This is a genomic window from Occallatibacter sp., assembly GCF_036502485.1.
In the GTDB taxonomy this organism is placed as follows: domain Bacteria; phylum Acidobacteriota; class Terriglobia; order Terriglobales; family Acidobacteriaceae; genus Telmatobacter.
Genome location: NZ_DASXYM010000146.1, coordinates 26,158 through 48,364 on the forward strand (window position 1 = coordinate 26,158; position 22,207 = coordinate 48,364).

The window sequence follows — 22,207 nt, forward strand, 5'->3', positions numbered from 1 at the left end:
AGGGGTCTGCCATGAAACGTCTCATCCTCTTCGCCTGCGTCTCCACCTGTCTGGCCTCCGCCCAGGCCAACCGCCCCCAAGCCAACCGCCCTCAACCCCCCACACGCTCCCCTCACACCCCCGGCTACGTCCACGCCACCCAACTCCCCGATGGCGCGATCCCCCCGCCCGGCGCTGACGGCAACTTCATCATCGGCCCCACCCACAAGCCCGCTCCCGCGCTCGCCGCGTTCGCCGCCGAGAACCACACCCTCCCCAACGGCCGTGTCGTCACGTTCACCATGACCTCCGCCGAAAGCAAGCTCTACCCCGGCATCATGCGCGACCCCGGCACCTTCGGCACCCCTGACCCCCACAACCCCGCCAAGCTCGATGTGTCCACCAGCCACCCCGCTCCCTGGAAGCGCACCGTCACCGTCTACATCCCCAGCACCTACCAGCCGGGCAGTTTTTCGCCCTTTATCGTCAGCCAGGACGGCCCCGACACGATGCTCTTCGCGGCTCTCGACGCCCTGATCCCCGCCCGGCGGGTCCCCTCGCAGATCGCCATCTCCATCCAGAACGGCGGCGGAGACGCCCAGGGCAGCGAGCGCGGCCTCGAGTACGACACCATGTCCGGCCGCTACGCCGAATGGGTCGAGTCCGAGGTCCTGCCCCGCGTCGAAAAAGAGGCCGGCGTCCGGCTCACCCGCGATCCCGACGGCCGCGCGGCCACCGGCGGCAGCTCCGGCGCCGCCTGCGCCTTGATCATGGCCTGGTACCACCCCGAGCTCTACCACCGCGTCCTCAGCTGGTCCGGCACCTTCGTCAACCAGCAGTGGCCCTGGAACCCCGCCACCCCCCACGGCGCATGGGCGTTCCACGAGAGCCTCATCCCCAAAAGCCTGCGCAAGCCCATCCGCATCTGGATGGAGGTAGGCGACCGGGACCTCTACAACCCCAACTCGATGCTCGACAACATGCATGACTGGGTCCTCGCGAACGAACGCACGGCCCGCGTGTTAGCCGCGAAGCACTACCACTACCAGTTCGTTTTCGCCGAAAACGCCGCACACGTAGACCGCCCCACCCGCGAACAGCTCTACCCCGAGGCTCTCGAGTACATCTGGCAGGGATACCGCCAGTAGCTTGTAACGAGTAGTTAGCGGCTGCAGGGTACCGGCTGAAGGCTTAGCCCTTGCGCCACGAGTTTGCTTCCACGAGGCCCACGACGCGGCCTTCGGGATCAGAGAACAGCGCGATCAGCGGGCCATTCGGCATCTGGTCAGGGCCGGCCACGCGCTTGCCTCCGCGGCTCTCTATCAGGCTGAGCGATTCGGCGATGTTGGCTACTTCGACGTAGAACGTGACGTGCCCGGGGCCACCGTCCATGGACTTGCCGAGGCCGCCATTGATGCCGCTTCCGGGGGACACCATGGCGTAGGTGTCGGGGGCTTCGCTTTCGACCGGCGTCATCTGCCAATCGAAGAGGCCGGCGTAGAAGCTTTCCAGGGCGGCCTTGTCTTTGCCGAGAATTTCAAAGAAAACAACAGGATTGGGCATAGGACTCCTCGAGGGGCTTAGATGCCGGCCGCCGGCTGAGGAGAGGGCATCGTGCTCAGAGCGCTGGGGTTGGCGGGATATGGAAATCGATTCGCGATTTTGCTTGACATTATTGCAAATCGCAATAATACTTATTGCAGATTGCGATAGTGCTTGCTGAAACGGGGCAACCTATGGCAGCGATTTTCGGACGGATCATCCCCCCGATGCCGCCGAAATCGCGGAGACGAGCCAGTGAAGCTCGGTGAGAAAATTCGCTACCTTCGTGAAGTGGAAGGCAGCCTTCGAGGCCTGAACCGCGCCATCAGCCAGTTGGAAGTGGCGCGCGCCATCGAGGCCGAGACCGGCTCAAAGCTGAGCCAGAGTTACCTTTCCCAGATTGAGAGCGGCGCGCGGCCGCACCTGACCAGCAAATCGCGCCGGGTGCTGTCGGCGTTCTTCAAGGTGCATCCCGGCTACCTGGTGGATGATCCGGAGGGCTATTCGCCGGAGCTGCAGAGCGATCTGCGCAAGCTGGAGGACCGCCTGGACATGTGGCTGATCGGCGGCGCCGAGCGCTTCCGGCGTGATCCCGAGCTTAAACAGGCTCTCATCACGCTGGCGCGGCACGAGCACTCGCGCGAGTGCCTGCTGCTTCTTGAATCCATTCTCGAAACCCCGGGGCTGGCTCCGCGGCTGACCGAGGTGCTGAGAGCAGGGACCAAGGGACCGAGGGAACAAGGGACCGAGGGGGACAACGATCCGGGCACGCAGAAGAAGGCAGCGCCGGCTCGCAGGGCTGTTCAACAATCACGGCGCGTTACGAGATAAGGGAGCGCACACATGATCACGTTTTATCTGGTTTGTTTCCTTGCCGGACTGATGTTGAGCGTGGTGATGCTGCTGGGCGGCATGGGGCACTTCGCGGGACATATTGGTGGTCACGTGCATGTTCCGCATGTGCATGTGCCGCACGCAGCGCACTTACCGCATGCAGGGGCGCCGGCGGCGCATAGCGCAGCCGCCGTGCCTTGGTGGAATGGTTTCTCGCTCACCATTTTTCTGTGCTGGTTTGGCGCAGCGGGTTACCTACTCACCAAGTACGGCAGTTTTGTGGCCGGCGTGGTGCTGGTGCTGGCAGCCATCGCGGGGGTGGCAGGAGGAGCGATCATTTTCCTTTTCCTAACCCGTGTGCTGATGCCGCATGAGCACGAACTCACGGCGGACGAGACGGATGTGGTGGGGGCGGTTGGGCAAGTGGCCTCGCCAATCCGCGCCGGCGGCACGGGCGAAATTCTTTACCAGCAGCTTGGCGCAATGGTGTCGGCGCCGGCGCGCTCCGAGGACGGGGTGGAGCTCAAGCGGCAAGAAGAGGTGTTCGTGGTCCGCTATGAGAAGGGCATCGCCTACGTGCGCAGATTTGAAGACGTGACGCGCGAGCTCGACCGATCGAGCGCGACGAGTCTCTAAACCAACCCAGGGTTTGTCCCGGTTGAAAGGACCGGGGATGCAATGACGAGTGATTCGACCGTGCTGATGACGGACATGGCCCTCCTGGTAGCGATCTTTCTGCTGGGATTCCTCGCCAAGCTGTTTCCAAAGAAAGGCCGCAAGGCCAAGCAGTGAGCACCTGCGGTGCGGCGGACTGCGCCTGCGGGGCCTATCGACCGGCAATCCGAGGCGATACCGGACACGCGGTCACCACTCCTACTCGCTGAGCGTTGACCACAGTCACTGTTCCTTCAACCATTCACCGCCTACTTCCCGGTAAAAGGACCGGGATCTCAATGAACACTGAAATGATCATGTTTGTCGGACTCGGCGTACTGATGCTGATTATCCTGATGGGCATTCTGGCCAGGATGTACCGTAAGGCAGGCCCCAACGAAGCGTTGATTGTGTATGGATTCCGCGGGCCGCGTGTCATTAAAGGTCATGGGACGGTGATCTTTCCCATGGTGGAGAACTGCCGCGAGCTCTCACTTGAACTGATGAGCTTTGACGTCGCTCCGCAGCAGGACCTCTACACCAAGCAGGGTGTGGCTGTGACGGTGGAAGCGGTGGCGCAGATCAAGGTGCGCAGCGACCAGGCGTCGATTCTGACCGCGGCCGAGCAGTTTCTGACCAAGGCTCCGGCGCAGCGCGAAGGCCTGATCCGGCTGGTGATGGAAGGCCATCTGCGCGGGATCATCGGCCAGCTTACGGTTGAGCAGATTGTGAAAGAGCCGGAGATGGTGGGCGACCGCATGCGTTCCACCTGCGCCGATGACATGACCAAGATGGGACTCGAGGTGATTTCGTTCACCATCAAGGAAGTGCGCGACAAGAACGAATACATCTCCAACATGGGCCGGCCGGATGTGGCGCGCATCAAGCGCGACGCCGAGATGGCTACCGCCGAGGCCGAGCGTGACACCGCTATTCTGCGCGCAACAGCCACGCGCGAGGCGGCGGTTGCCAAGGCGCTGGCGGATCAGGATCGGGTGATTGCGGAGACGGCGTCGCAGACGCGCCAGGCAGAAGCGCAGCGCGACCTGGATATTAAGAAGGCGGAGTATGCGGAGCAGAGCCGCCGTCAGCAGGCATCCGCCGATAAGGCGTATGAGTTGCAGACCAACGTGATGCTGCAGCAGGTGACGCTGGAACAGGTAAAGGTGCAGCAGGTGGAGAAGGAAGGCCAGATCAAGGTACAGGAAGCGGAAATCCTGCGCCACGAAAAGGAACTCATCGCCACGGTGTTGAAGGGCGCGGAGATCGAGCGCCAGAGGATCGAAAACATGGCGGCCGCGGAAAAGAATCGTCTGACTGCGGAAGCCGAAGGCCGTGCAGCGGCAATTCGCACGCAGGGCGAAGCCGAAGCGTCCATCATTTTCCAGAAGGGCGAAGCGGAAGCCAAGGCCATGAACGTGAAGGCGGAAGCTTACCAGGGATGGAACCAGGCGGCGGTGGTGGACAAGCTGCTCACCAACATGGCCGACGTGGTGCGCGCGATGGCTGAGCCGCTGAGCAAGGTGGACAAGATCACCATCGTGTCGACTGGAAACGACGGGGCTGCCGGAGTGCACAAGATCACCGGAGACATGACCAAGATTGCCGCGCAGGTTCCGGCTCTGTTCGAGGCGCTGAGCGGCATGGACATCAAACAGCTGATGGCTAACGTGCAGGGCATGAAGCAGCGCCCTGCCGCCAATGGGGATGCGCAGAAGAGCTGATCGATTGCTCGGTGCCGGTAACTCCGTGTTACCGGCACCGAAGCAAGCCAAGAGGAGTTCATCGCAACCTGGGAACTGATTAAGAACAAGAAGCGGCTCAGCAATCACTGATTGCCGCGCGAATACGGAGGTTCGCATATGTCCTTACTTGATCGCGTCAGCACGCTGTTGCGTGCCAATCTCAATGACCTGGTAGAAAAGGCCGAGGATGCTGAGAAGCTGTTGAAGCAGATCGTCCTCGACATGGAAAACCAGCTTTTGCAGGTGAAGACCCAGGTGGCTATCGCCATTGCCGACCAGCACATGCTGGAGAAGAAGCGCAAGGATCACGAGCAGGAGGCAGCGGAGTGGCGCCGCAAGGCTGAACTCGCTGTCGAGAAGGGCAATGACGATTTGGCGCGTGCGGCGCTGGACCGTGCCATCAGCCACGACCAGCTCATGAAGGGTTTCGCGGCGCAGACCGAAGACCAGAAGCATGAGGCCGACAATCTGCGCCAGGCGCTGCGCAAGCTGGAGCAGAAGCTGAGCGAGACGCGCGCGCAGAGCGAGATGCTGATCGCCGAGCACCGCCGCGCCCGGGTGGTGGGCCGCACCACCAAAGTGCGGCAGGCTGTGGGCATGGGCCAGGAGAATGCGGTGGAGCGGCTGCGCAGCCGCGTCAACATCGCGTCGGCTGAGAATGCCGCTACCGCCGAGATCATGGTTTCCGAGTCGCTTGAGGATAAATTCAAGACACTTGAGAATCACAACAAGGTGGAACTGATGCTGGCGGAGCTGAAGCAGCGGCGTGCGCTACCTAACCCGCAATAGTCACCATCAACAGGGGCGCGCAGATTTTTGTATCCGGAGCTGACCTGCAATCGTCTAAGAGATCGCAAGTCGTTCTTATCTGCGCGCCCTTTTCCGGTTCCCCGGGGCGCGAGTCTACTTATGCCCCGCTGGGGCGCAATCCGGCGCGGCCTCGGCTGCGTAATGCGTGTATATGGTGATCTTATGCGACTCTCTCGTTTGAGCCGCGCGGTAGCGGTGTTGTCTTTTTATGGTTTTTTGATTCATGGCGGCGCGATGGTGGCGCAATCGGGCCCCAGTCCTTCCGGGGCAGTCTCAATGAATGCCTCAGTTCCGGAGGCGCCCGATTTTCAGCCGGCTCATGTCAGTGGCACTGTAACCGACACGAACGGCGACGTCATTCCTGGCGCGACAGTCGATCTAGAGACGGTCAACTCCGGCCAGCATCAGACGAAGACATCGAATGACAACGGCTTCTTCTCGTTTGACCAGGTGATTCCGGGCTCGCCGTATGAGCTTGTGGTGAAGGCGGAAGGTTTTGAATCGTGGTCGTCCCCTTCGATCAATCCGGCGAGCGGCCAGTTTGTCGATGTCACAGACATCAAGCTGAAGCTTGCCACCTCTGCCTCGATCACCGTTCTCGCATCCACGGAGCAGATCGCCACGGAGCAGGTGCACCTTCAAGAGCAGCAACGGGTGCTTGGATTCATCCCAAATTTCTATGTTGTCTATGACTCGGCCCATTCTGTTCCGATGACAGCCAAGCTGAAGTTTCAGATGGCATACAAGGTGGCTGTCGATCCGGTCAGTATCGCCGGTGCAGCAACTCTTGCCGGGATCAACCAGGCTGCAGACCGGCCCGACTACGTTCAGGGCGCGAAGGGCTACGGGCAGCGCTTCGGGGCTGCCTATGCCGACGGTGCTACCGACATCCTGTTCGGAGGGGCTATTCTCCCGTCGCTTTTACACCAGGACCCGCGGTACTTTTATCAGGGGACAGGGACGACGAAGTCGCGCGTGCTGCACGCGCTGTCAAACCCGTTTATCTGTCGGGGCGACAACGGCCGGCTGCAGCCGAACTATTCCAGCATTGGCGGCGACCTCATTTCGAGCGCCTTATCCAACACCTACTATCCGCAATCCAATCGCGGGCTGGGACTCACGTTCCAGACCGTGGGTATAAGCACGGCCGAGCGCGCCCTGAGCAGCGTGGTGCAGGAGTTTGTCCTGCGCAAGATCACTCCCAGCGCCAACCGTCACCCCAGCGACCCGGGGTTGATTCAGTAAAACCAAGGAGGGATGCGCCGTTCCTTAGCGGGAGCGCCCTCAGGGCTTCACTGCCGGACGCATCCGGGTTGTGCGCGATGGGGAGCGTCCGTTGATGCCAGTGACGCCGTCTGGCTGGTTGAGTCCCAGTCGAAACACGGGCGCCGCATAGTCCTCCGGCAGATGGCTCTCGGGGATCGTCACCCGGTTGCCGTCGCGAACCGAGGTGTAGTGCGGAGACATGATCTCCACGCCGCCTTCGTTGAACTTGTCCTGAATATTCGCGTTCAGCTCGGCATAGATATCGAACATCTTGTTGGCATTGTCAGTGTATGCATTGATCTCGTACTGCACGTAGAAGTCATTCAGCGCGGTCTGCCAGACGAAGGGCGCAGGGTCGCGGAGAATATGTTCGGTGCCAAGAGCCGCGTCAATGAGCAGCGCGTGCACGGTCCGCCACGGCGCGTTGTAGCCAATGGTGACGGACGTGTGGAGGATGAGGCCCTGCGTCTGCGCCATGGAACTGTAATTCACGATTTGACTGCCAAGCACGCTCGCGTTGGAGATGGTCACTTCCTCGTTCTTGATGGTCCGCAGGCGTGTAATCAGCAGATTCTTCTCGATCACATCGCCGACTGTATCGTCGATGCGGACGCGTTCGCCGGGATGGAAGGCGCGCATGTAAGTGAGGATTACGCCCGATACGACGTTGGCTACCGCAGATGTGGAGCCGAGCGAAAACAGCACGCCGACAAAGATGGAGATCCCACGAAATGCCGGTGAACTGGATCCCGGCAGATAGGGGAAGACCACAACCGCGGTGAGCGCCAGAATCAGGAGGCGCAGAATGTTGAACGTCGGCTCCGCCCATTCCGGGTAGAACTTTGCGAAGCGGATGGTTCCTTTGCCAATCTCGCTGAAGATGACGTGAATCACTTTAATCACGGCATAGGCCACCGTGAGGATCACCGCAGCGAAGAACAGCTCCGGCAGATAAGCAAGGAGTGAAGTTCCTATCATCTTGAGAGGAGCGAACACCCATCCCAGCAGTGCCCTTGCATATCCGCGCGTAAAGGGAAAGAAGCCCAGCACCAGCGATGCATAGAAGTAAAGAAGGCACAGAGTGAGGGCCACGCGCGCCAGCCTGACGAAATCGACTGCCATGCGCGCCATGCGCTCAGCCGCCATCAGTTCAAACTGCTGAATCCGCAGTGAAGGGATCTTTGTGCCTTGCCAGGACTCGATTTTCGCGTACAGGCGCGGGAAGATCTTCGCCATGAGCCACAGGAGTGCGATGAAGATGACCGTGCAGCCGAATGCCTCTGCCGTGTCCTGGATCCTGCGGCGGGTGCTGCGCTCTTCCCGGGTGTTCTTTATTGCCGCAGCGATTCGTTGTGCATAATTCTGAGCCAGGTCATGGCGGGTGGTTCCGGCGGCCCGGGCGTCAAGGTCTGTCACACTCATGATGATCAGATCGCCGCCCATGATGTTGGAGCCAAACTCTGCCTCACTCACGGCGATCGAGTCAGGGTTGAAGAGGATGTCTTTTTCGAGATCCTCGATGCGCAGGCTGATCGCGGCTGCGCGGGTGTCCGCGCGATAGGAGAGGATGTTGCCGACGGTGAAGACGGTCTCACCGCTGAGCGTTACCGGTGCGATGGGTTCTGCGGCACCCTGGGGCGCTGGTGAACCGGGTTGGGTGTCTGCTGCCGCCGGCGCGGGCGGCGCCTGCGCTGCGGTGCCCCGATCGGGCGTCTGACTGGTCAACCAGGGGCAAATCGCTGTCAGCAGCACCAGTGTGATCGCAATACCGCGAACTCTGTTGATCACAACCTACCTCCCGCCTGGGCCAACCGGGACTCCCCGACGCGCGATCATGGTAGGGGGTGGCCGTCACCAATGCAACTGGAAGGATTTACGGTACTTGGCGAGGCGGCCGCCGAAGCTTCGCCGGTCGCCCGGCGAAACAATCCTGCCTCTCACGGCTTCTTTCTGCGTCTAACGAGTGTGCCCGCCGGGAATTTAACGGCCGGGACACGTCCCCTCCGGCGCGGGAATGCGCCTTCGGGAGATTTTCCCGCGTTGCCCTGGTCCACTGCATCGGTGTCGGTCTCGGCCTATTCGCGCCGGGTTAAGGACAGCCTTGCTGAGCGGTCCGTCAGGCCTTGAGTCTGGTCAGGGGCAACACGGGTTCCACGAGGAATCTCATTGTTGATTCGTTTTCTTCCTTATAGCTGTGCCGCTGTGCTCTGGACGATTTTGAGCGCCGGTTCTGCCGCGCAAACCTCTCACCCTTTTACATTTGCTGTTGCGGCGGTGGCGGATTCCGCCGGCGAGTCCAGCAGTCTGGCGAGCCTTCCAAACGCTCCTGACGCACAGAAGCCGGTGGGGCAGACCGAAAAAGACCCAGACACCACCGATCGCGCCGCGAACAAGTCGGTTCCCACCGGGAAGCAGCAGCCGAAGCGTATTCTCGGGATCATGCCCAATTACCGAGCGGTGAGCGCGGGCGCCATTCCGCCTCCGCCCGGGCCGAAGCAGGCGTTCAAGATCGCTACCCAGAACAGCTTCGATTACTCGTCGTTCGTCTTTGTCGGTGTTACTTCGCTCATTGCCGAGGGGCAGGACGCACATCCCAAGCTGGGCAAAGGCGTTCCGGGATTCTGGGGCTACTACTGGCGCGGGTTCGTGGACAAGACCGATGGCAACTACTGGGTGATCTTCGCCCTGCCTACGGTTTTTCACGAGGACACCCGGTTCTATACCAAGGGGGAGGGGCCAAAGTTCAAGCGCGGCGTGTATGCGGCCAGCCGCATCCTGATTACGCCCGACTACAACGGTCACGACACCATCAACGCATCGGAATTGCTGGGACGGGGTATCGCTCAGGGCATTTCGACGACGTACTATCCGAGCACCGACCGCACGGTAGGCTCGGTTGCGGAAAAGTACGCCTATGCCTTGATGCGTGATGCTGCAACTAACACATTCCGGGAGTTCTGGCCGGATATTGCCGCGCACCTGAGACATCACCCGTGACGGCACGAGTGCCATGATCGTGACGGCGACGGGGGCAGCGGGGTCGATGTTTCAAGAGTTCTAGCCTGACATCTCGCGCAAGCTCCTGAAAAAAGACGCGACTCACGGCCGCGATCACCAGATCCAGGAGCAAGGGGCCGCCGGCGCGCCCAGGCCCTAATGCTTGCTTCGGGCGCTCGGCGACAGCTTGCGCAGGACGAACTCCTGCAGCACTGCGTTGACCGCGCGGACGCCCGTGGTGACTCCAAAACCGAGAAAGACGAGACCGGGGCCGCGGTCCGACTGCGGATAGTAGAGGTTGGAGAGAGCTCCCGAGGCCAGATCGCCTCCCATGCTGGAGAAGTTCACCTGGTTTTTCCCATTGTCTCCCCTGCAGATGAATGGACTGGAGAGGGCGTGGATCATACGAGACTTCGTGGTGCCGGCGCCCTGGTAAAAGTAGCGCGGGTCCTGATGCAGCAACGACGGCAGGATGGCGCCTCCCAGAAAGATATCGGAGGTGGTATCGGCATATCCGGCGGCCACTCGTTTTCCATACGCGTCCCAACCCTGGCCGTAGTTGGGGATGTCTCCGGCCTGATAAAGGGCCGACATGAATGCCACCCCGACGAAGGTCATGACATCGGTATCCGCTTTGAGGGCGAGCTTGTACTTCAGTTTTGTCGTGAGGGGCACCGGGTTTGGATCGTAGGTGACATAGAAATTCGGGATGACGCCGAAGATTCGCTGTTTTTCCGCGATCTGTACTTGCTCTGTCGCGATCTGCTCCTGATCCGCGTAGACCCGCACTGAAGTGACTAAGCGCGAGACCTTCAGCTTGATGTCCGTCAGGAGGAAGTATCGCCCTGGCTCGAGCAGGATGGTTGGCGATTTCCAGTCTTCCAGACCTTCGGCGACGATCGTCACTTGATACGGTATTCCGGCCTTAAGTCCGTAAAACTGGAAGGCGCCCGTCTGGTCCGCGATGGTAGTGCGGCGATCCTCGCGCTGCGCGCCTTCAAGAACGACGTTCGCGCCCGGCACGATGCTTCCGTTCACGTCTGTGATCGTGCCGCTGACGATGCAAGTCGAGGCAGTGGGAAGGGGGGGAGATTGAGCGGGCTGCGCTGCGTCCTGGTTTTTACCTGCCTCCGAGGGGCTTTCTGCGGCAACCTGCTGATTGCCGGAGACTTCAGCGGGGAGATCAGGGGCGGTGGGCGGTGTCTGGAGAGCGGAAGGAGCGTTCTTTGCGGTCGTCGCCGGACCGGGCGGCTGCTCCTGGGCAAGCGCGCGGGGGGTCGGGAGGGGAATGCCGAGGATCAGAAGACAAACCCAAAGAGCTTTTCGCGGGAAAAGGCAGATGGGGCTCCCGCCAAAACACATTCGGCACACCTTGCCGTACTTCTTGCGGCTCGCTCCGCCGACAAGTTTTCGGCCAACCAGCAATGCTTAGTCCATCCTCTCGAGGAATCTTTCGATATACGTTATTGTCCCGGTTTTCGCCCGGCAGCGCCACTGGCAATAGGTGACACCGAGGGTTCCAGGGAGTCTCCGGCTACCCGCGAAACCAGATTGCGATATCGGGCGTTCACGACGCGGCGCGCGGTACCGCCCAACGGCAGAACTCCGGCGATGTGGCTCAGTTTTTCGCGGTTAGCGGAGCCAGGTTCCGCAGGCGCTGCAGCAAAAGCATTGAACGGGGAGTAGTAAACGTATACATTGCGGGAGAAGGAAAATCTCCATGTGCAAGCTCCGCCTTTGCTTTCCCCTCCTGCTGTTGGCTGCCGCTCTTGCCGCGCCTCCAGCCCGCGCAGCCGATCAGCCCGCCGGCAGCTCCCCGCACTTCGTCCAGAAGGACGGCCGCTGGGCCCTGTTTGTCGATGGCAAACCCTACCTCGCGCTCGGCGGACAGATTCACAACTCCAGCGGGTGGCCCAGCGAACTGCCGCAGGTATGGAAATCGATGGAGGCGCTGCACGCCAATACGGTTGAAGCGCCGGTCTACTGGGAACAGATAGAGGCGCGGCCGGGCCAGTTTGACTTTGCCAACGTGGACCAGATTGTCGAGGGCGCGCGCGCTCACAATTTGCGGGTGGTTCTGCTGTGGTTCGGCACGTGGAAGAACGGCAACATGCATTACGTGCCGTCGTGGGTGAAGACCGATAGCAAGCGGTTTCCGCGGGTAATTCGCCCTGACGGCGAACCGATCGACGTGCTCTCGCCGCTGGGCCGCAATACACTCGAAGCCGACAAGGCTGCCTTCACCGCCCTGATGCGGCACCTGAAGCAGATCGACGCCGACCGACACACGGTGCTGATGGTGCAGGTGGAGAACGAGTCAGGCAACGTGGGCAGCGTGCGCGACAACTCTCCTGAAGCCAACAAACTCATCGCGGGCGCGGCTCCCGCCGACATGGTCGCAGCGGCGCACAAGCAGGCCGGGACTTGGCGCGAGGTGTTCGGCGGCGACGCGGACGAAGCCTTCCAGGTGTACTACCAGGCGAAGTACATCAACGAGATTGCCGCGGCCGGCAAGCGCGAGTTCGACATTCCGCTCTACGCGAACGTGTGGCTCAGCTATCCGGCGGCCGAGTTGCCGCAGCGGCAGATCGCCATCCCCGGCGTGCAGTATCCCAGCGGTGGACCGGTGCAGAAGTGGGTGGCAATGTGGCGCACGCTGGCCCCGTCGCTCGACGCTATCGGTCCGGACATTTACAGCGACGACTCGGGCTTTTATCGCAGCGTGCTGCAGGCCTACAGGCGCCCGGACAATGCGCTGTGGATTCCGGAGACTGGCCGCGGCGACAATTTCGCCAAGTTCTTCTTCTACGCGTTGGGCGACGGGGCGGTCTGCTTCGCGCCATTTGGCGTGGACCAGTCCGGCTGGAACATCCTGGGCGACGAGCCCTTTTCCGCCCATGCCCGCAACTTCGCGCTGATCGGGCCCATGAGCCGCGAAATCGCACAGTGGGAGTTTGAAGGCAACGTGAAGACCGCGGTGGAGGAGCCCGGCAACACGGAGCAGGAAGTCGATTTCGGCGACTGGCAGGCCACGGCCGCGTTCGGCTTTCCCCAGCCCGACGGGCGCCACGCGCCGGGCACCAAGGACGCGCACGGATCGATCCTCATCGCGCGACTGAGCAAGAACGAGTTCCTGGTCACGGGCGTCGATGCCAGCGTGACCTTTCATCTGCCGGGGAAACTGCCGTGGATCCACAGCGAGATTCTGACGGCGGAGCTAGGCACGTATGAGAACGGGGAATGGAAACCGCAGAGGCAGCTCAACGGCGACGAGACCGACCGTGGCGTGACATTTCATGAGAAGCCTGAAGTGGTGCGGGTGAGCATGAACGCGTTCTGAGGTTCGATGGGGAATTTGCCCGGCTGCAGGGCAGCGCGCGATACTTCAATTCCGCGATGTGTCTTGCATCGCTCCCCGAGGACTTCCCATGGCTGAAGCCGTTCTTGTCAGCGCCGTTCGCACTCCTGTTGGCCGGGCTCCGAAGGGGGCGCTGGCCACCACGCGCCCCGACGATCTCGCGGCCATTGCACTGAACGGCGCACTGGCGCGGGTTCCAACCCTGGACAAAGCTGAAGTAGAAGACGTGATTTTGGGGTGCGCGCAGCCGGAGGGCGAGGCCGGGTTCAACATTGCCCGATTTGCCGCGCTGCGTGCAGGGCTGCCCATCGAGGTTCCTGGCGTGACGGTGAATCGGCTCTGCTCCTCGGGACTGGAGGCAATCGCGCTGGCCGATATGCGGATTCGCGCTGGGGGCGAGAAGGTGGTGCTGGCCGGGGGCGCGGAGTCCATGTCGATGATTCCCATGGGCGGCGCGAAGCCCAGCCCCAATCCCTGGCTGGCCGAGCACTATCCCGCTTCTCTCCTCACCATGGGGCTGACGGCGGAGCGCGTGGCGAAGCACTACAACATCAGCCGCGAGGATCAGGACGCGTTTGCGCTGCGCAGCCATCAGAGGGCGGTTGCTGCGCGCGAGTCGGGCCGCTTTGCCGACGAGATCGTTCCCGTGACCGTGACCACCGCACGACCGACCGACAAGGCCGGCAAGCCGCGCATCGAAGAGAACCTGTTCGACGCCGATGAGGGGCCGCGCGCCGACACGTCTGCCGAGGCGCTGGCCAAGCTCAGGCCGGTTTTTCATATCAATGGAACGGTAACGGCGGGCAATGCCTCGCAGACCTCCGATGGGGCAGCGGCTGTGGTGCTGATGGAGTCAGGCCGAGCGCAGGAACTAGGCGTCGAGCCGCGGGCGCGCCTGGTGGCCTATGCAGCCACCGGCTGCCTGCCGGAAGAGATGGGCGTCGGTCCCATTTTTGCGATTCCCAAGGCACTGAAGATTGCGGGGCTGAAGCTCGAAGACATCGATCTGATCGAACTGAACGAAGCTTTTGCCGCGCAGGCGCTGGCAGTGATCCGCACCCTTGGCATCGATCCCGAGAAGGTGAACGTGAACGGCGGGGCGATCGCGCTGGGGCATCCGCTGGGCTGCACCGGATCCAAACTGACGGCGACCCTGCTGTCTGAAATGGACCGCCGCAACGCGCGCTACGGCATGGTTACGATGTGCGTGGGCGGAGGCATGGGCGCAGCGGGGATTTTCGAGCGGCTGAGGTGATAAGGGTGGTCATGTGGTCAGGTGGGAAGTAGTCTCCGGCCCCAACCGTCTGTTGCAGGGGCTAAAGCCCAAACCGCTTGAGAAAGCATCGTTTGGCACGACTGAAGTCGTGCCCTGGTACAAATATAGGGTCGCACGCCTAGTAGAATCAATCGCTTACAAATGCCTCTCGTTTTTCGTGCTAATTCTGTGCTATGGGCGTTCACAAGGTGGGTGCCTCACACCGAATAACTTCGGGCGCCGAGACTTCCGCATCGGCGGTTACTCGACCGGAACGGCCAATGGCGCTCACATCTGGGCTGCCGTTAACCCCTCCCTGTATTTCCCGACGACGGCGAGAGTCCAGAGCATTGCGTGTAGATCGAGTACGCCGAATGGTGCAATCACGACAGCGGGAATCCACTTGGTTGTCCAAGGAACAAACAAGATGAATGGAAGGTGGAGAGCCGCGAGAAACGCCATCGCGATCCAAAACCAAGTATGCCGCCTCAGCTTCCATCTCATCGCGATGGCGAGGGCAAGCATCGCAGCCGACACAAAAGACGGAAGAGCAAGATCGAATCTCCCCCAATACACGAAAGGGATGGCTAGAAGGACAGTGCCGAACATAACCCACAGCACTCCTCGCCATCCGAGACGCATTTGCCTGTCTTCTTTGGTTATCACTTGCGACCACAGAGAACGTCTGTGCATTGAAGGCCCCTATACGCGATGGAAGGATTGACAATCGCATTGTACAAAACCGCTGGGGGGCGAGTCGTCGCCAAGTCGGAAGTTTCGGACAATGCACGAAGCCGTTCAATGCCGGTTCTTGTGCCAATTTGTGCTAATGACTTGGACTTTGTGGACTTCTCAGCTATTTAGGACATTGCAGAATCAATAGCTTACGTGTTTTCAATGACCACTTAAGTCGTGCCCTGTTTCAAAGCCCGCTTCTCAGGTGGGGATAGACCCGCTGAGAATCTGGTCTAGCCACAAGCCACTAACTGTCAGGCAGTCCCCAATGCCCCTAGCTACTATTCGGTGATCACTGACCCGCTGCGCCGGCTGGCCCACAGCCATCCGGCGGCGAGCAGGGTCAGAACGAGGATGAGGCTCTGCGAGATGACGCAGTAAAGACACCAGACCATCAACACGAATTTTTCGATATATGTGAGGTAGAGGGCAAAGCCCAAGCCTACGAGGGCGGCGGCCAGCAGGAGGGCGCGGCGGCGCATGATGGCCAAGGCGCCCAGCAGGATGTAGCCCGCCATGCCGATGGCGGCCACTGGCACAGGCCCTATCATGGCGAAAGGGCTATGGTTCACGATGCCGCAATCCCAGTGGGCATTGATGTCGCACGGCTCGACGTCGTTGGAGTAGTGGACGCGCAGGGCCAGGTACGACACCACCAGGCCCGCCACAGCCAGGAAAAGGATGACGATACGCATGGTTGACATGGTACGACGTGAGAATGGACCAGCAGGTGAATTTGCCACGCGACTTTGCGCGGGCAATTCCGTCTACGCGGATATGCACGCTTTGTTTCGCCGTATCTTGCGTTGTTCTCTTGCTTTGGCCATGACCCTGCCGTTCGCGCTGCGGTTGCCGGCGCAGGCCACCAAGGTTCTGGATGCCTCCGCGCTCCACCCGCCGGCGGGAGCCAACGTGGCTATCGTCGAATTCAGCGATCCGGAGTGCCCGGCCTGTGCGCGGGCGAATGCGGCGCTCATGCAGGCGGCTGCGCAGTACAAAATCCCGTGGGTCCGCCACGATTTCATCATCCCCGCGCATCCGTGGAGCCCGGTGGCAGCGGTGAACGCGCGCTGGTTCGACACCAAGGGCAACGGGTTGGGCGATGCCTACAGAAACGCTGTTTTCGCCAGTCAGTCGTCGATTTACAACGTCGGGGTGCTGGCGCAGTTTACGCGGAACTTTGCGCAAAGCCACGGGATTTCGATGCCTTTCTCGGTCGATCCGCAGGGCAAACTGGCGGCCGAGGTCAACGCCGACAGCGACCTGGGACGGCGCACGGGCGTGGCTCACACGCCCACCGTGTTCATTGTGACGGCGCACTCCAAAGGCGCACCTTACATCGAAGTGCAGAACGTCGAGACAGACCTCTTCCGCACGATCGACCAGGCGCTTGCGGATACGAAGCAGGCTGCGCCGGCAGCGAAGCACAAGTAGCGCCGGAGGGCTTCACGGAGGCCCGCCGATGCCCGTAAACACGAACAGCCGGGACCTGAGTCCCGGCTGTTCGATGAAGAGCTGAAAGAGCTTAGGCCTGAGCGGTGACCAGCGCCTTGAGGCGGGCATTCAGGCGGCTCTTGTAGCGGGAGACGGTGTTCTTGTGGAACACGCCCTTCTGCACGCTCTTATCCAGAGTGGAGACGGTCTCGCGGTACTGCTGCTGCGCGAACTTGGCATCGCCCTTGGTCAGCGCTTCGCGGAGAGCGCGCAGGCTGGTGCGCACGCGGCTGCGGTTGGCGCGGTTAACGGCGGTGCGGGTCTCGGTTTGACGGGCGCGCTTGAGCGACGAAACGTGATTTGCCATTCCTGTTCCTTGATTGTGAAAGAGATGATGCGGTGCAGATGCAGTAACGCCCGCACCCCTCGCAATTACTTAGTCTACGGGAAACGGGGCTCAGGGTCAACGTGGGGCGGCTTCGGGTTAGTGCTTCGGCTGGTCGATCTTGACGTTGGAGAATGCCGCGGTGGCCAGACCGTTGGCGTCGTGGGGGCAGACGCCCAAGCCGACGTAGACGTCGCCGGTCATGGGGACGGTGTAGCTGGCGAACGGATCGAGGCTGCCATCGGGTTTCCGGGCGTAGGCGGTGAAGACGTCGCCTTTGCGCTCGAGGCGCAGGGTGGTGGATTTGTGCTCGGGGGCGGTCAGGTCCTTAGTCGGGTCCCCGGACTTCTCGCGCCACTGGAGGGTGATGTGGCCGTCGGCGTGGATGGCGACGTCGGCGTAGGCAGACTTTGGATCGAGCGACTGGCGCACGATCAACACCGCCTTGGCCAGAGGCTGCGCGGGCTGCGGCGTGAAGGCGACATCGGCTGTAAGGGTCACATCCCCGGAGAGTTTGACCCAGGTGAGGTGGAAATCGTCAGCGGCGAACCACATGTCGGCGCCGCCGCCGGTGACGCGGTAGGACTTTGTGGCGGCGTCATAGGCCGATGCGCCGGGCTTGGTGTGGCCGATGTCGTCAGAGCCGGGGAAGAGGCCGCGCGGGGTCTGTGCGGCGGCGGCACTCACGAACAGCGCAAGAAACAGAACAACTTGGATGGGCTTCATCAGAGTGAACCTAATATATCCGATGGACTGGCCGGTGCTAAGGCTATCGGTACAGTGACCGCTCAGATCTGAGCCGAGTGATCGGGAGAGGTCAAACAAAGAACTCGACGAGAAGACACTGACGAGATCCTTGTCTGCATGCACCTCATGCTGGAAAGGGCGAGTGAGGCGAACCAGCCCGTAACAAAGAGAATGCTTCGTGAGCATGGAAGAAATGCGCCTCTCTTTCGCGAATTCGCGACTGGAGATCATCATCAAAGGCATATTGGGCAGGATAGGCAAAAGGGGATCATAATTTCGCAGATCGAAAGCGGCGCCTGGGATTCGGCACTGAGACTAATCGAACGATCTATGCGATGTCCGGAGGGCAGGATGGATCGGCGGACGTTCAATCGGATGGCGGCGATGGCGGGAGCGGCGGCGGGATCGAAGGGGATTGCGGCCGTGCCCGCGCCGGAGAGTTTTGTGCTCAGGCGCAACGGCTGGATGCCCAATAACAGGCGGCTGCCGGTGGTGGTGTACCGGGGAGCTTTCGACCCGTCCACGAAAGATCTGGCGGCGGAGATGGAGCGGGTCTTCGAGCGCAACGGCTGGCCTGCGCAATGGCGTGATGGCGTATACAATTTCCACCACTATCATTCGACCACGCATGAGGTGCTGGGGTTCGCCGGCGGCGGGGCGTTGCTCATGCTGGGCGGCGAAAATGGCCGCGAGGTTACGGTGCGTGCCGGCGATGTGGCGGTGCTGCCCACCGGGACCGGGCATCGCCGGATCTCGGCGAGCGGGGACTTTCTGGTAATCGGGGCCTATCCGCCGGGAGCACAGTGGGATATCTGCCGGTCGGCCCCGGATGAGGTGGCTGTGAAACGGATGGCAGCGATGGGATGGCCGCAGTCGGATCCGGTGCATGGGGCGGAAGGGCCATTACTCCGCCTTTGGAAGTCCGCCTGATTCCGGGCGGCATGGGGAACCAGGGCTGCACGCAGGCCATAATGGCTGTTGTGAAAGGACCGGTATGCCTCGGCTGCGCTTTGTTGCCTTTCTGTTGGTCGCGTTGTTGCTGGTTCCACTTCTTACGCAGTGCTCGGGACCCTGGCATGATCCTTCGCCGCACACCATCCGTTTTGTGAACGTCGATCAGCGAGTGCCGCTCGAGGTGCTGAACTGGGGCGGAAGCGGCCGCCCGCTCGTCCTGCTGGCTGGCGGCGGCAATACTGCGCACGTGTTCGATGCATTCGCCCCAAAGCTTACCGGCGATTTTCACGTGGTTGGCATCACACGGCGCGGGTTCGGCGCATCGGGATTTCGCGACGATGACAACACCGCCGATCGGCTGGGCGACGACGTGCTGGAGGTGCTGGATGCGCTCAGGCTGGAAAAACCGATACTGGTCGGCCACTCCTTTGCCGGGCTGGAGATGAGCTCAGTTGCAAGCCGGTATCCGCAGCGTCTGGCAGGGCTGATTTACCTCGACTCGGGATACTCCTATGCGTTCGACAATGGCAAGGGCGCGGACGTGATGCAGATGATGAAGCTGCAGGCGCCGCAGCCCCCGGGACCCCAAAAAGCGGATCTGGCCAGTTTTCAGGCGTATCGGAATTATGTGGCGCGCATCGACGGGTTTTCAGTGCCAGAAGCCGAGTTTCGAGCACAGCGCAAGGCGAGGTGGTTCGGGCGGGTGGGTGATGGCATTGCACAGCCGGGTGGTTCGATGCTGATGGCGGTCTTGTCGTCCGGGAAGAAGTACACGCAGATTCCGGTGCCTGCCTGCTTCATCTATGCGAGTCCGCACAGCCTCGGCCCCTGGGTTGAGAACAATGCGGATAGGAAAGTGCAGGAGGATGGCCGAAGGTTCATCGCCAATTTGACCGCTCTTGAGACCGAGCAGATCGGGGCGGTGCGGGAGGCGTTTCCCGCGGACCGGGTGATTGTGCTGGCAGGGGCGCATCACTATGTATTTCTGAGCCGGGAGGCGGAGGTGTTGAACGAGATTCGCGGATTCGCTGCGCTGTTGAAGTAGCCGCAGGCTCCCGTCCGGATCGTACTCGACAGACTATTCTCCGCTCCTTTTGCGAAACACGATCTTCAGCTCGCGGCGCCAATGTTCGGCGACGGCGACCAGCTCCCACTCGATCTGGGGGGAGAGGTAGCGCAGCACGGGTTGGTTGGCGGGATGGATGCGGAGGGCGGGTGCGGCGAGGAGAAGGCGGGGGGGGAGGGGGGATACCTCAGTGCCGGGGAAGTAGCCGGCGCGCTCGAAGGCGGAGAGGGGACGTCCGGCAGGGCCGGGGGTGCGGTCGTCGTTCAGGGCGCGGACGCGGATCCAGTAGTCGAGGGCCTGCATGGGGAGGTGGAGGTCTTCGTCGGCTTTGAGCTCCATGACGACAAGGCGGCTGTTGCGGTCGAGGGTGAGGAGGTCGAGCATGCCGCGATCGCCGCTGGTGAGGGCGGGGACCTGGGAGTAGACCAGGTCGTTGCGGAAGCCGGGCAGGAGGCCGGCCATGCCGGCGCGCAGGCGCGATTCCAGCCAGCGTTCGGGCTGGAGGCGGAAGAGCGGGTCGGCGTGGGTGCCGTCGGGGTAGCGGCTCCGGAAGAGGCGGGTGAGGAGATCGCGGCAGAGGGGCTCGGTTTCCAGGTTGAGCGGAGTCTCGTTGGCGCCGGCGCCGAAGGTGACTTCGTCCACCCGATCGAAGGACCCGGCGGCGACGCCATGACGGACGCGGGCGAAGTCGAGGCCATGGAGCAGCAGGCTGACCTGGGTGGCGGAGCGGGAGTAGAGCTCCACATGATCGCGGAACGCGGGCGGGAGCAGGTTGAGGACGCGGTCGATGCCGGCGCGGCAGCGGGCGATGGCGTCGGGGACGGAGAAGGCCTGGACGAGGCGGGACTTGAAGTTGCCGGTGTCGCGGAAGTCGACGGGAGCGAATTCTTCGCTGCGCTCGTCGAGGGTGAAGAGCTGGAAATCGGCGGCGGCGTGGTTGAGCCAGGCCATGCGCTCGGCGGTGGTGCGCCAGGCTCCTTCAGGCACGACGATTTTGAGGCCGCCGAAGTGGCGGCGGGTGTCGGCGTGCTGGCGGCAGTAATCGAGCCAGAGCAGGCCGATTGTGAGGACGCCGTCGATGGTGGCGCCGGACTCATTTGCTCCCACGCCGATGACGGCATCGGCGGCGGTTCCTTTGAGGAGCCGGCCGCGGGTGTAAGCGGGGCCGAAGCTGTGCTCGAGGTCCATGGCGGAGCGCATGCCTTCGACCTTGCTGCCGATGAAGGTGCGGGAGAGGATGCGTTCGAGCAGGCGCTGGTAATTGCGGCGTTCGGACGCGCGGGCGGTGGGGGTGCGGATGTCACGGCTGGGGACGATCTCGAGGGTCTCCGGCCGGGGCGCGCCGAGGCGGCGGGTAGTGATGCGGAGGCAGGCGGCGCGAGGCTGCACGGAGACGACGGTGCGGACGAGGTTGCGCTCGTCGCTCCAGAGCTGGAGGACGCAGCGGCTGTGGGATTCGGCGACGGAGTACTTGGCGGTGCGCATGTCGAAGGCCACGCGTCCGTCTTCAAGGATGGCGGCGGCGGGGTGCTCGGCGAGGTAGGATTCGATGTCTTTTGCGAACTGCGCGGGCGAGGACTCGTCAGCGGCTGGGGCGGCAGAGGGCCGTTCGGGCGAAGGGCCCTTTCTCATGGCTCTACCAGCCCATCCGCTGGCGGAGGCGGGTGATGTGGGCGGTGTGGTGGCGCGCGTGCCAGTCATACATGGCCAGGTTGGTGGTCAGCGAGACGGTGCCGCGTTCGGGATGGCGGAAGGTCTTCTGATAGTCGGCGTCGGAGAGGGACTCGAGCAGGGTGACGAGGCGGGTGTGGATGGCCTCAGTGAGGGCGAGAGAGGTGTCGATGGGCAGGCGGCTGTCGGGCAGATTGGCCCAGGCGGCTTCGTCGTAGGGCTTGATGGTGGGCGAGTCTTCGGTGAGCGCCAGCTTGAAGCGGATGTAGGCGTTGGCGTGGCTGTCGGCGATGTGATGCACGAGCTGGCGGACGGTCCAGCCGCCGTCGCGGTAGGGGGTGTCGAGCTGGGCGTCATCGAGGCCGGAGACGGCAGCGCGGAGATTGGCGGGAAGCTGGCGGAGGGTGTCGATCTGCTGGGCGCGCGAAGCAGCCGCGGCGGCGTTGAAGCGGCCGACCGGATAACGGAGGTCTTCAAGAGCGGACAGGGTGTCGGGGACGGGTTGTGTCATGGCACGAACCTATCACGCCGGGGAGAGCGGAAGAGTGGTGGGTGGGGTGGCGCCGGCTCCTGCAGTTGCCGCCCGGGGCCGGGCGCCGGTTTATGCGGGACGGTGGTGATTGTGGTGGTGGGTGCGGTGGTGGTGGGCGGTGGGGGTTAGATGGGCGCGATGATGGTGGCGGGTGGTGGCGAAGGCCGCCGGCGCAACCAGCATCAGCACGAAGGCAGCGAGCACAAGCTTCTTCATGGGTTGAGAGTAGCACTGGTCGAATTG

19 protein-coding genes and 1 pseudogene are annotated in these 22,207 nt (G+C 62.2%); 12 read left to right on the forward strand and 8 right to left on the reverse strand.

Going from position 1 to position 22,207, the window contains the following annotated elements; all coding sequences use genetic code 11:
- Window positions 1-11 precede the first annotated feature (11 nt).
- On the forward strand, window positions 12-1,127 hold the full coding sequence (locus tag VGL22_RS18465) for an alpha/beta hydrolase (protein ID WP_465268423.1): 1,116 nt from the start codon (window positions 12-14) through the stop codon (window positions 1,125-1,127).
- Between the two features lie 43 nt (window positions 1,128-1,170).
- Here the strand turns inward: VGL22_RS18465 and VGL22_RS18470 are convergent, their stop codons facing one another.
- On the reverse strand, window positions 1,171-1,542 hold the full coding sequence (locus tag VGL22_RS18470; RefSeq protein ID WP_465268424.1) for a VOC family protein: 372 nt from the start codon (window positions 1,540-1,542) through the stop codon (window positions 1,171-1,173).
- Window positions 1,543-1,776: 234 nt separating this feature from the next.
- Here VGL22_RS18470 and VGL22_RS18475 point away from each other — a divergent pair, with 234 nt between their 5' ends.
- The 5 genes from VGL22_RS18475 to VGL22_RS18495 all read left to right on the forward strand — a co-directional run bounded on the left by VGL22_RS18475 (window position 1,777) and on the right by VGL22_RS18495 (window position 6,809).
- On the forward strand, window positions 1,777-2,352 hold the full coding sequence (locus VGL22_RS18475) for a helix-turn-helix domain-containing protein (RefSeq protein WP_465268425.1): 576 nt from the start codon (window positions 1,777-1,779) through the stop codon (window positions 2,350-2,352).
- A gap of 12 nt (window positions 2,353-2,364) precedes the next feature.
- Window positions 2,365-2,991, forward strand: a complete 627-nt coding sequence (locus VGL22_RS18480; protein ID WP_465268426.1) for an NfeD family membrane protein — start codon at window positions 2,365-2,367, stop codon at window positions 2,989-2,991.
- 335 nt (window positions 2,992-3,326) lie between these two features.
- Window positions 3,327-4,733, forward strand: a complete 1,407-nt coding sequence (locus VGL22_RS18485) for a flotillin family protein (protein WP_465268427.1) — start codon at window positions 3,327-3,329, stop codon at window positions 4,731-4,733.
- 138 nt (window positions 4,734-4,871) lie between these two features.
- Entirely contained in the window at window positions 4,872-5,543 is a 672-nt protein-coding gene (locus VGL22_RS18490) for a PspA/IM30 family protein (protein WP_465268428.1), read from the forward strand.
- A gap of 183 nt (window positions 5,544-5,726) precedes the next feature.
- Complete coding sequence (locus VGL22_RS18495) at window positions 5,727-6,809, forward strand: carboxypeptidase-like regulatory domain-containing protein (RefSeq protein ID WP_465268429.1); 1,083 nt, start codon at window positions 5,727-5,729, stop codon at window positions 6,807-6,809.
- Window positions 6,810-6,848: 39 nt separating this feature from the next.
- Here VGL22_RS18495 and VGL22_RS18500 read toward each other — a convergent pair whose 3' ends face one another.
- Entirely contained in the window at window positions 6,849-8,618 is a 1,770-nt protein-coding gene (locus VGL22_RS18500; RefSeq protein ID WP_465268430.1) for a mechanosensitive ion channel family protein, read from the reverse strand.
- 381 nt (window positions 8,619-8,999) lie between these two features.
- On the opposite strand from VGL22_RS18500, the gene VGL22_RS18505 reads away from it, so the two are divergent.
- Window positions 9,000-9,827, forward strand: coding sequence for a hypothetical protein (locus VGL22_RS18505; protein ID WP_465268431.1), 828 nt, complete (start codon window positions 9,000-9,002; stop codon window positions 9,825-9,827).
- Between the two features lie 156 nt (window positions 9,828-9,983).
- On the opposite strand, the gene VGL22_RS18510 is transcribed toward VGL22_RS18505, so the two are convergent.
- A complete protein-coding gene (locus tag VGL22_RS18510) occupies window positions 9,984-11,252 on the reverse strand; it encodes a carboxypeptidase regulatory-like domain-containing protein (protein ID WP_465268432.1) in 1,269 nt (422 codons plus the stop codon).
- A gap of 1,501 nt (window positions 11,253-12,753) precedes the next feature.
- Here VGL22_RS18510 and VGL22_RS18515 point away from each other — a divergent pair.
- Both VGL22_RS18515 and VGL22_RS18520 read left to right on the forward strand, forming a co-directional pair.
- Window positions 12,754-13,062 (forward strand): annotated as a pseudogene (locus VGL22_RS18515) (DUF5597 domain-containing protein); the annotation flags it as partial.
- A 193-nt stretch (window positions 13,063-13,255) separates the two neighbouring features.
- The gene (locus VGL22_RS18520) at window positions 13,256-14,440 is read left to right on the forward strand and encodes a thiolase family protein (protein ID WP_465268433.1); all 1,185 of its coding nucleotides are present in this window, start codon (window positions 13,256-13,258) and stop codon (window positions 14,438-14,440) included.
- Window positions 14,441-15,456: 1,016 nt separating this feature from the next.
- Here the strand turns inward: VGL22_RS18520 and VGL22_RS18525 are convergent.
- Window positions 15,457-15,870: a vitamin K epoxide reductase family protein gene (locus VGL22_RS18525; protein ID WP_465268434.1), complete on the reverse strand. Its 414-nt coding sequence runs from the start codon at window positions 15,868-15,870 to the stop codon at window positions 15,457-15,459.
- Between the two features lie 130 nt (window positions 15,871-16,000).
- Here VGL22_RS18525 and VGL22_RS18530 point away from each other — a divergent pair, with 130 nt between their 5' ends.
- Complete coding sequence (locus VGL22_RS18530; protein ID WP_465268435.1) at window positions 16,001-16,609, forward strand: DsbA family protein; 609 nt, start codon at window positions 16,001-16,003, stop codon at window positions 16,607-16,609.
- 91 nt (window positions 16,610-16,700) lie between these two features.
- Here VGL22_RS18530 and rpsT read toward each other — a convergent pair whose 3' ends face one another.
- Complete coding sequence (rpsT, locus tag VGL22_RS18535) at window positions 16,701-16,976, reverse strand: 30S ribosomal protein S20 (RefSeq protein WP_465268436.1); 276 nt, start codon at window positions 16,974-16,976, stop codon at window positions 16,701-16,703.
- 117 nt (window positions 16,977-17,093) lie between these two features.
- Window positions 17,094-17,720, reverse strand: a complete 627-nt coding sequence (locus VGL22_RS18540) for a DUF1349 domain-containing protein (protein ID WP_465268437.1) — start codon at window positions 17,718-17,720, stop codon at window positions 17,094-17,096.
- Between the two features lie 372 nt (window positions 17,721-18,092).
- On the opposite strand from VGL22_RS18540, the gene VGL22_RS18545 reads away from it, so the two are divergent.
- On the forward strand, window positions 18,093-18,671 hold the full coding sequence (locus VGL22_RS18545; RefSeq protein ID WP_465268438.1) for a cupin: 579 nt from the start codon (window positions 18,093-18,095) through the stop codon (window positions 18,669-18,671).
- A 64-nt stretch (window positions 18,672-18,735) separates the two neighbouring features.
- The gene (locus tag VGL22_RS18550; RefSeq protein WP_465268439.1) at window positions 18,736-19,740 is read left to right on the forward strand and encodes an alpha/beta fold hydrolase; all 1,005 of its coding nucleotides are present in this window, start codon (window positions 18,736-18,738) and stop codon (window positions 19,738-19,740) included.
- 33 nt (window positions 19,741-19,773) lie between these two features.
- On the opposite strand, the gene VGL22_RS18555 is transcribed toward VGL22_RS18550, so the two are convergent.
- Window positions 19,774-21,393 carry a hypothetical protein gene (locus tag VGL22_RS18555; protein WP_465268440.1) on the reverse strand — a complete coding sequence of 540 codons (1,620 nt, stop codon included), beginning with the start codon at window positions 21,391-21,393 and terminating at the stop codon, window positions 19,774-19,776.
- 4 nt (window positions 21,394-21,397) lie between these two features.
- Window positions 21,398-21,943 carry a YfiT family bacillithiol transferase gene (locus VGL22_RS18560; RefSeq protein WP_465268441.1) on the reverse strand — a complete coding sequence of 182 codons (546 nt, stop codon included), beginning with the start codon at window positions 21,941-21,943 and terminating at the stop codon, window positions 21,398-21,400.
- Window positions 21,944-22,207 lie beyond the last annotated feature (264 nt).

Excerpts from the sequence above, each read along its gene's own strand:
- VGL22_RS18465 (WP_465268423.1), top strand. The coding sequence starts at position 12 with ATGAAACGTCTCATCCTCTTCGCCTGCGTCTCCACCTGTCTGGCCTCC.
- VGL22_RS18470 (WP_465268424.1), bottom strand. The coding sequence starts at position 1,542 with ATGCCCAATCCTGTTGTTTTCTTTGAAATTCTCGGCAAAGACAAGGCC.
- VGL22_RS18480 (WP_465268426.1), top strand. The coding sequence starts at position 2,365 with ATGATCACGTTTTATCTGGTTTGTTTCCTTGCCGGACTGATGTTGAGC.
- VGL22_RS18485 (WP_465268427.1), top strand. The coding sequence starts at position 3,327 with ATGTTTGTCGGACTCGGCGTACTGATGCTGATTATCCTGATGGGCATT.
- VGL22_RS18490 (WP_465268428.1), top strand. The coding sequence starts at position 4,872 with ATGTCCTTACTTGATCGCGTCAGCACGCTGTTGCGTGCCAATCTCAAT.
- VGL22_RS18495 (WP_465268429.1), top strand. The coding sequence starts at position 5,727 with ATGCGACTCTCTCGTTTGAGCCGCGCGGTAGCGGTGTTGTCTTTTTAT.
- VGL22_RS18520 (WP_465268433.1), top strand. The coding sequence starts at position 13,256 with ATGGCTGAAGCCGTTCTTGTCAGCGCCGTTCGCACTCCTGTTGGCCGG.
- VGL22_RS18525 (WP_465268434.1), bottom strand. The coding sequence starts at position 15,870 with ATGCGTATCGTCATCCTTTTCCTGGCTGTGGCGGGCCTGGTGGTGTCG.
- VGL22_RS18530 (WP_465268435.1), top strand. The coding sequence starts at position 16,001 with ATGACCCTGCCGTTCGCGCTGCGGTTGCCGGCGCAGGCCACCAAGGTT.
- rpsT (WP_465268436.1), bottom strand. The coding sequence starts at position 16,976 with ATGGCAAATCACGTTTCGTCGCTCAAGCGCGCCCGTCAAACCGAGACC.
- VGL22_RS18540 (WP_465268437.1), bottom strand. The coding sequence starts at position 17,720 with ATGAAGCCCATCCAAGTTGTTCTGTTTCTTGCGCTGTTCGTGAGTGCC.
- VGL22_RS18545 (WP_465268438.1), top strand. The coding sequence starts at position 18,093 with ATGGATCGGCGGACGTTCAATCGGATGGCGGCGATGGCGGGAGCGGCG.
- VGL22_RS18550 (WP_465268439.1), top strand. The coding sequence starts at position 18,736 with ATGCCTCGGCTGCGCTTTGTTGCCTTTCTGTTGGTCGCGTTGTTGCTG.
- VGL22_RS18555 (WP_465268440.1), bottom strand. The coding sequence starts at position 21,393 with ATGAGAAAGGGCCCTTCGCCCGAACGGCCCTCTGCCGCCCCAGCCGCT.
- VGL22_RS18560 (WP_465268441.1), bottom strand. The coding sequence starts at position 21,943 with ATGACACAACCCGTCCCCGACACCCTGTCCGCTCTTGAAGACCTCCGT.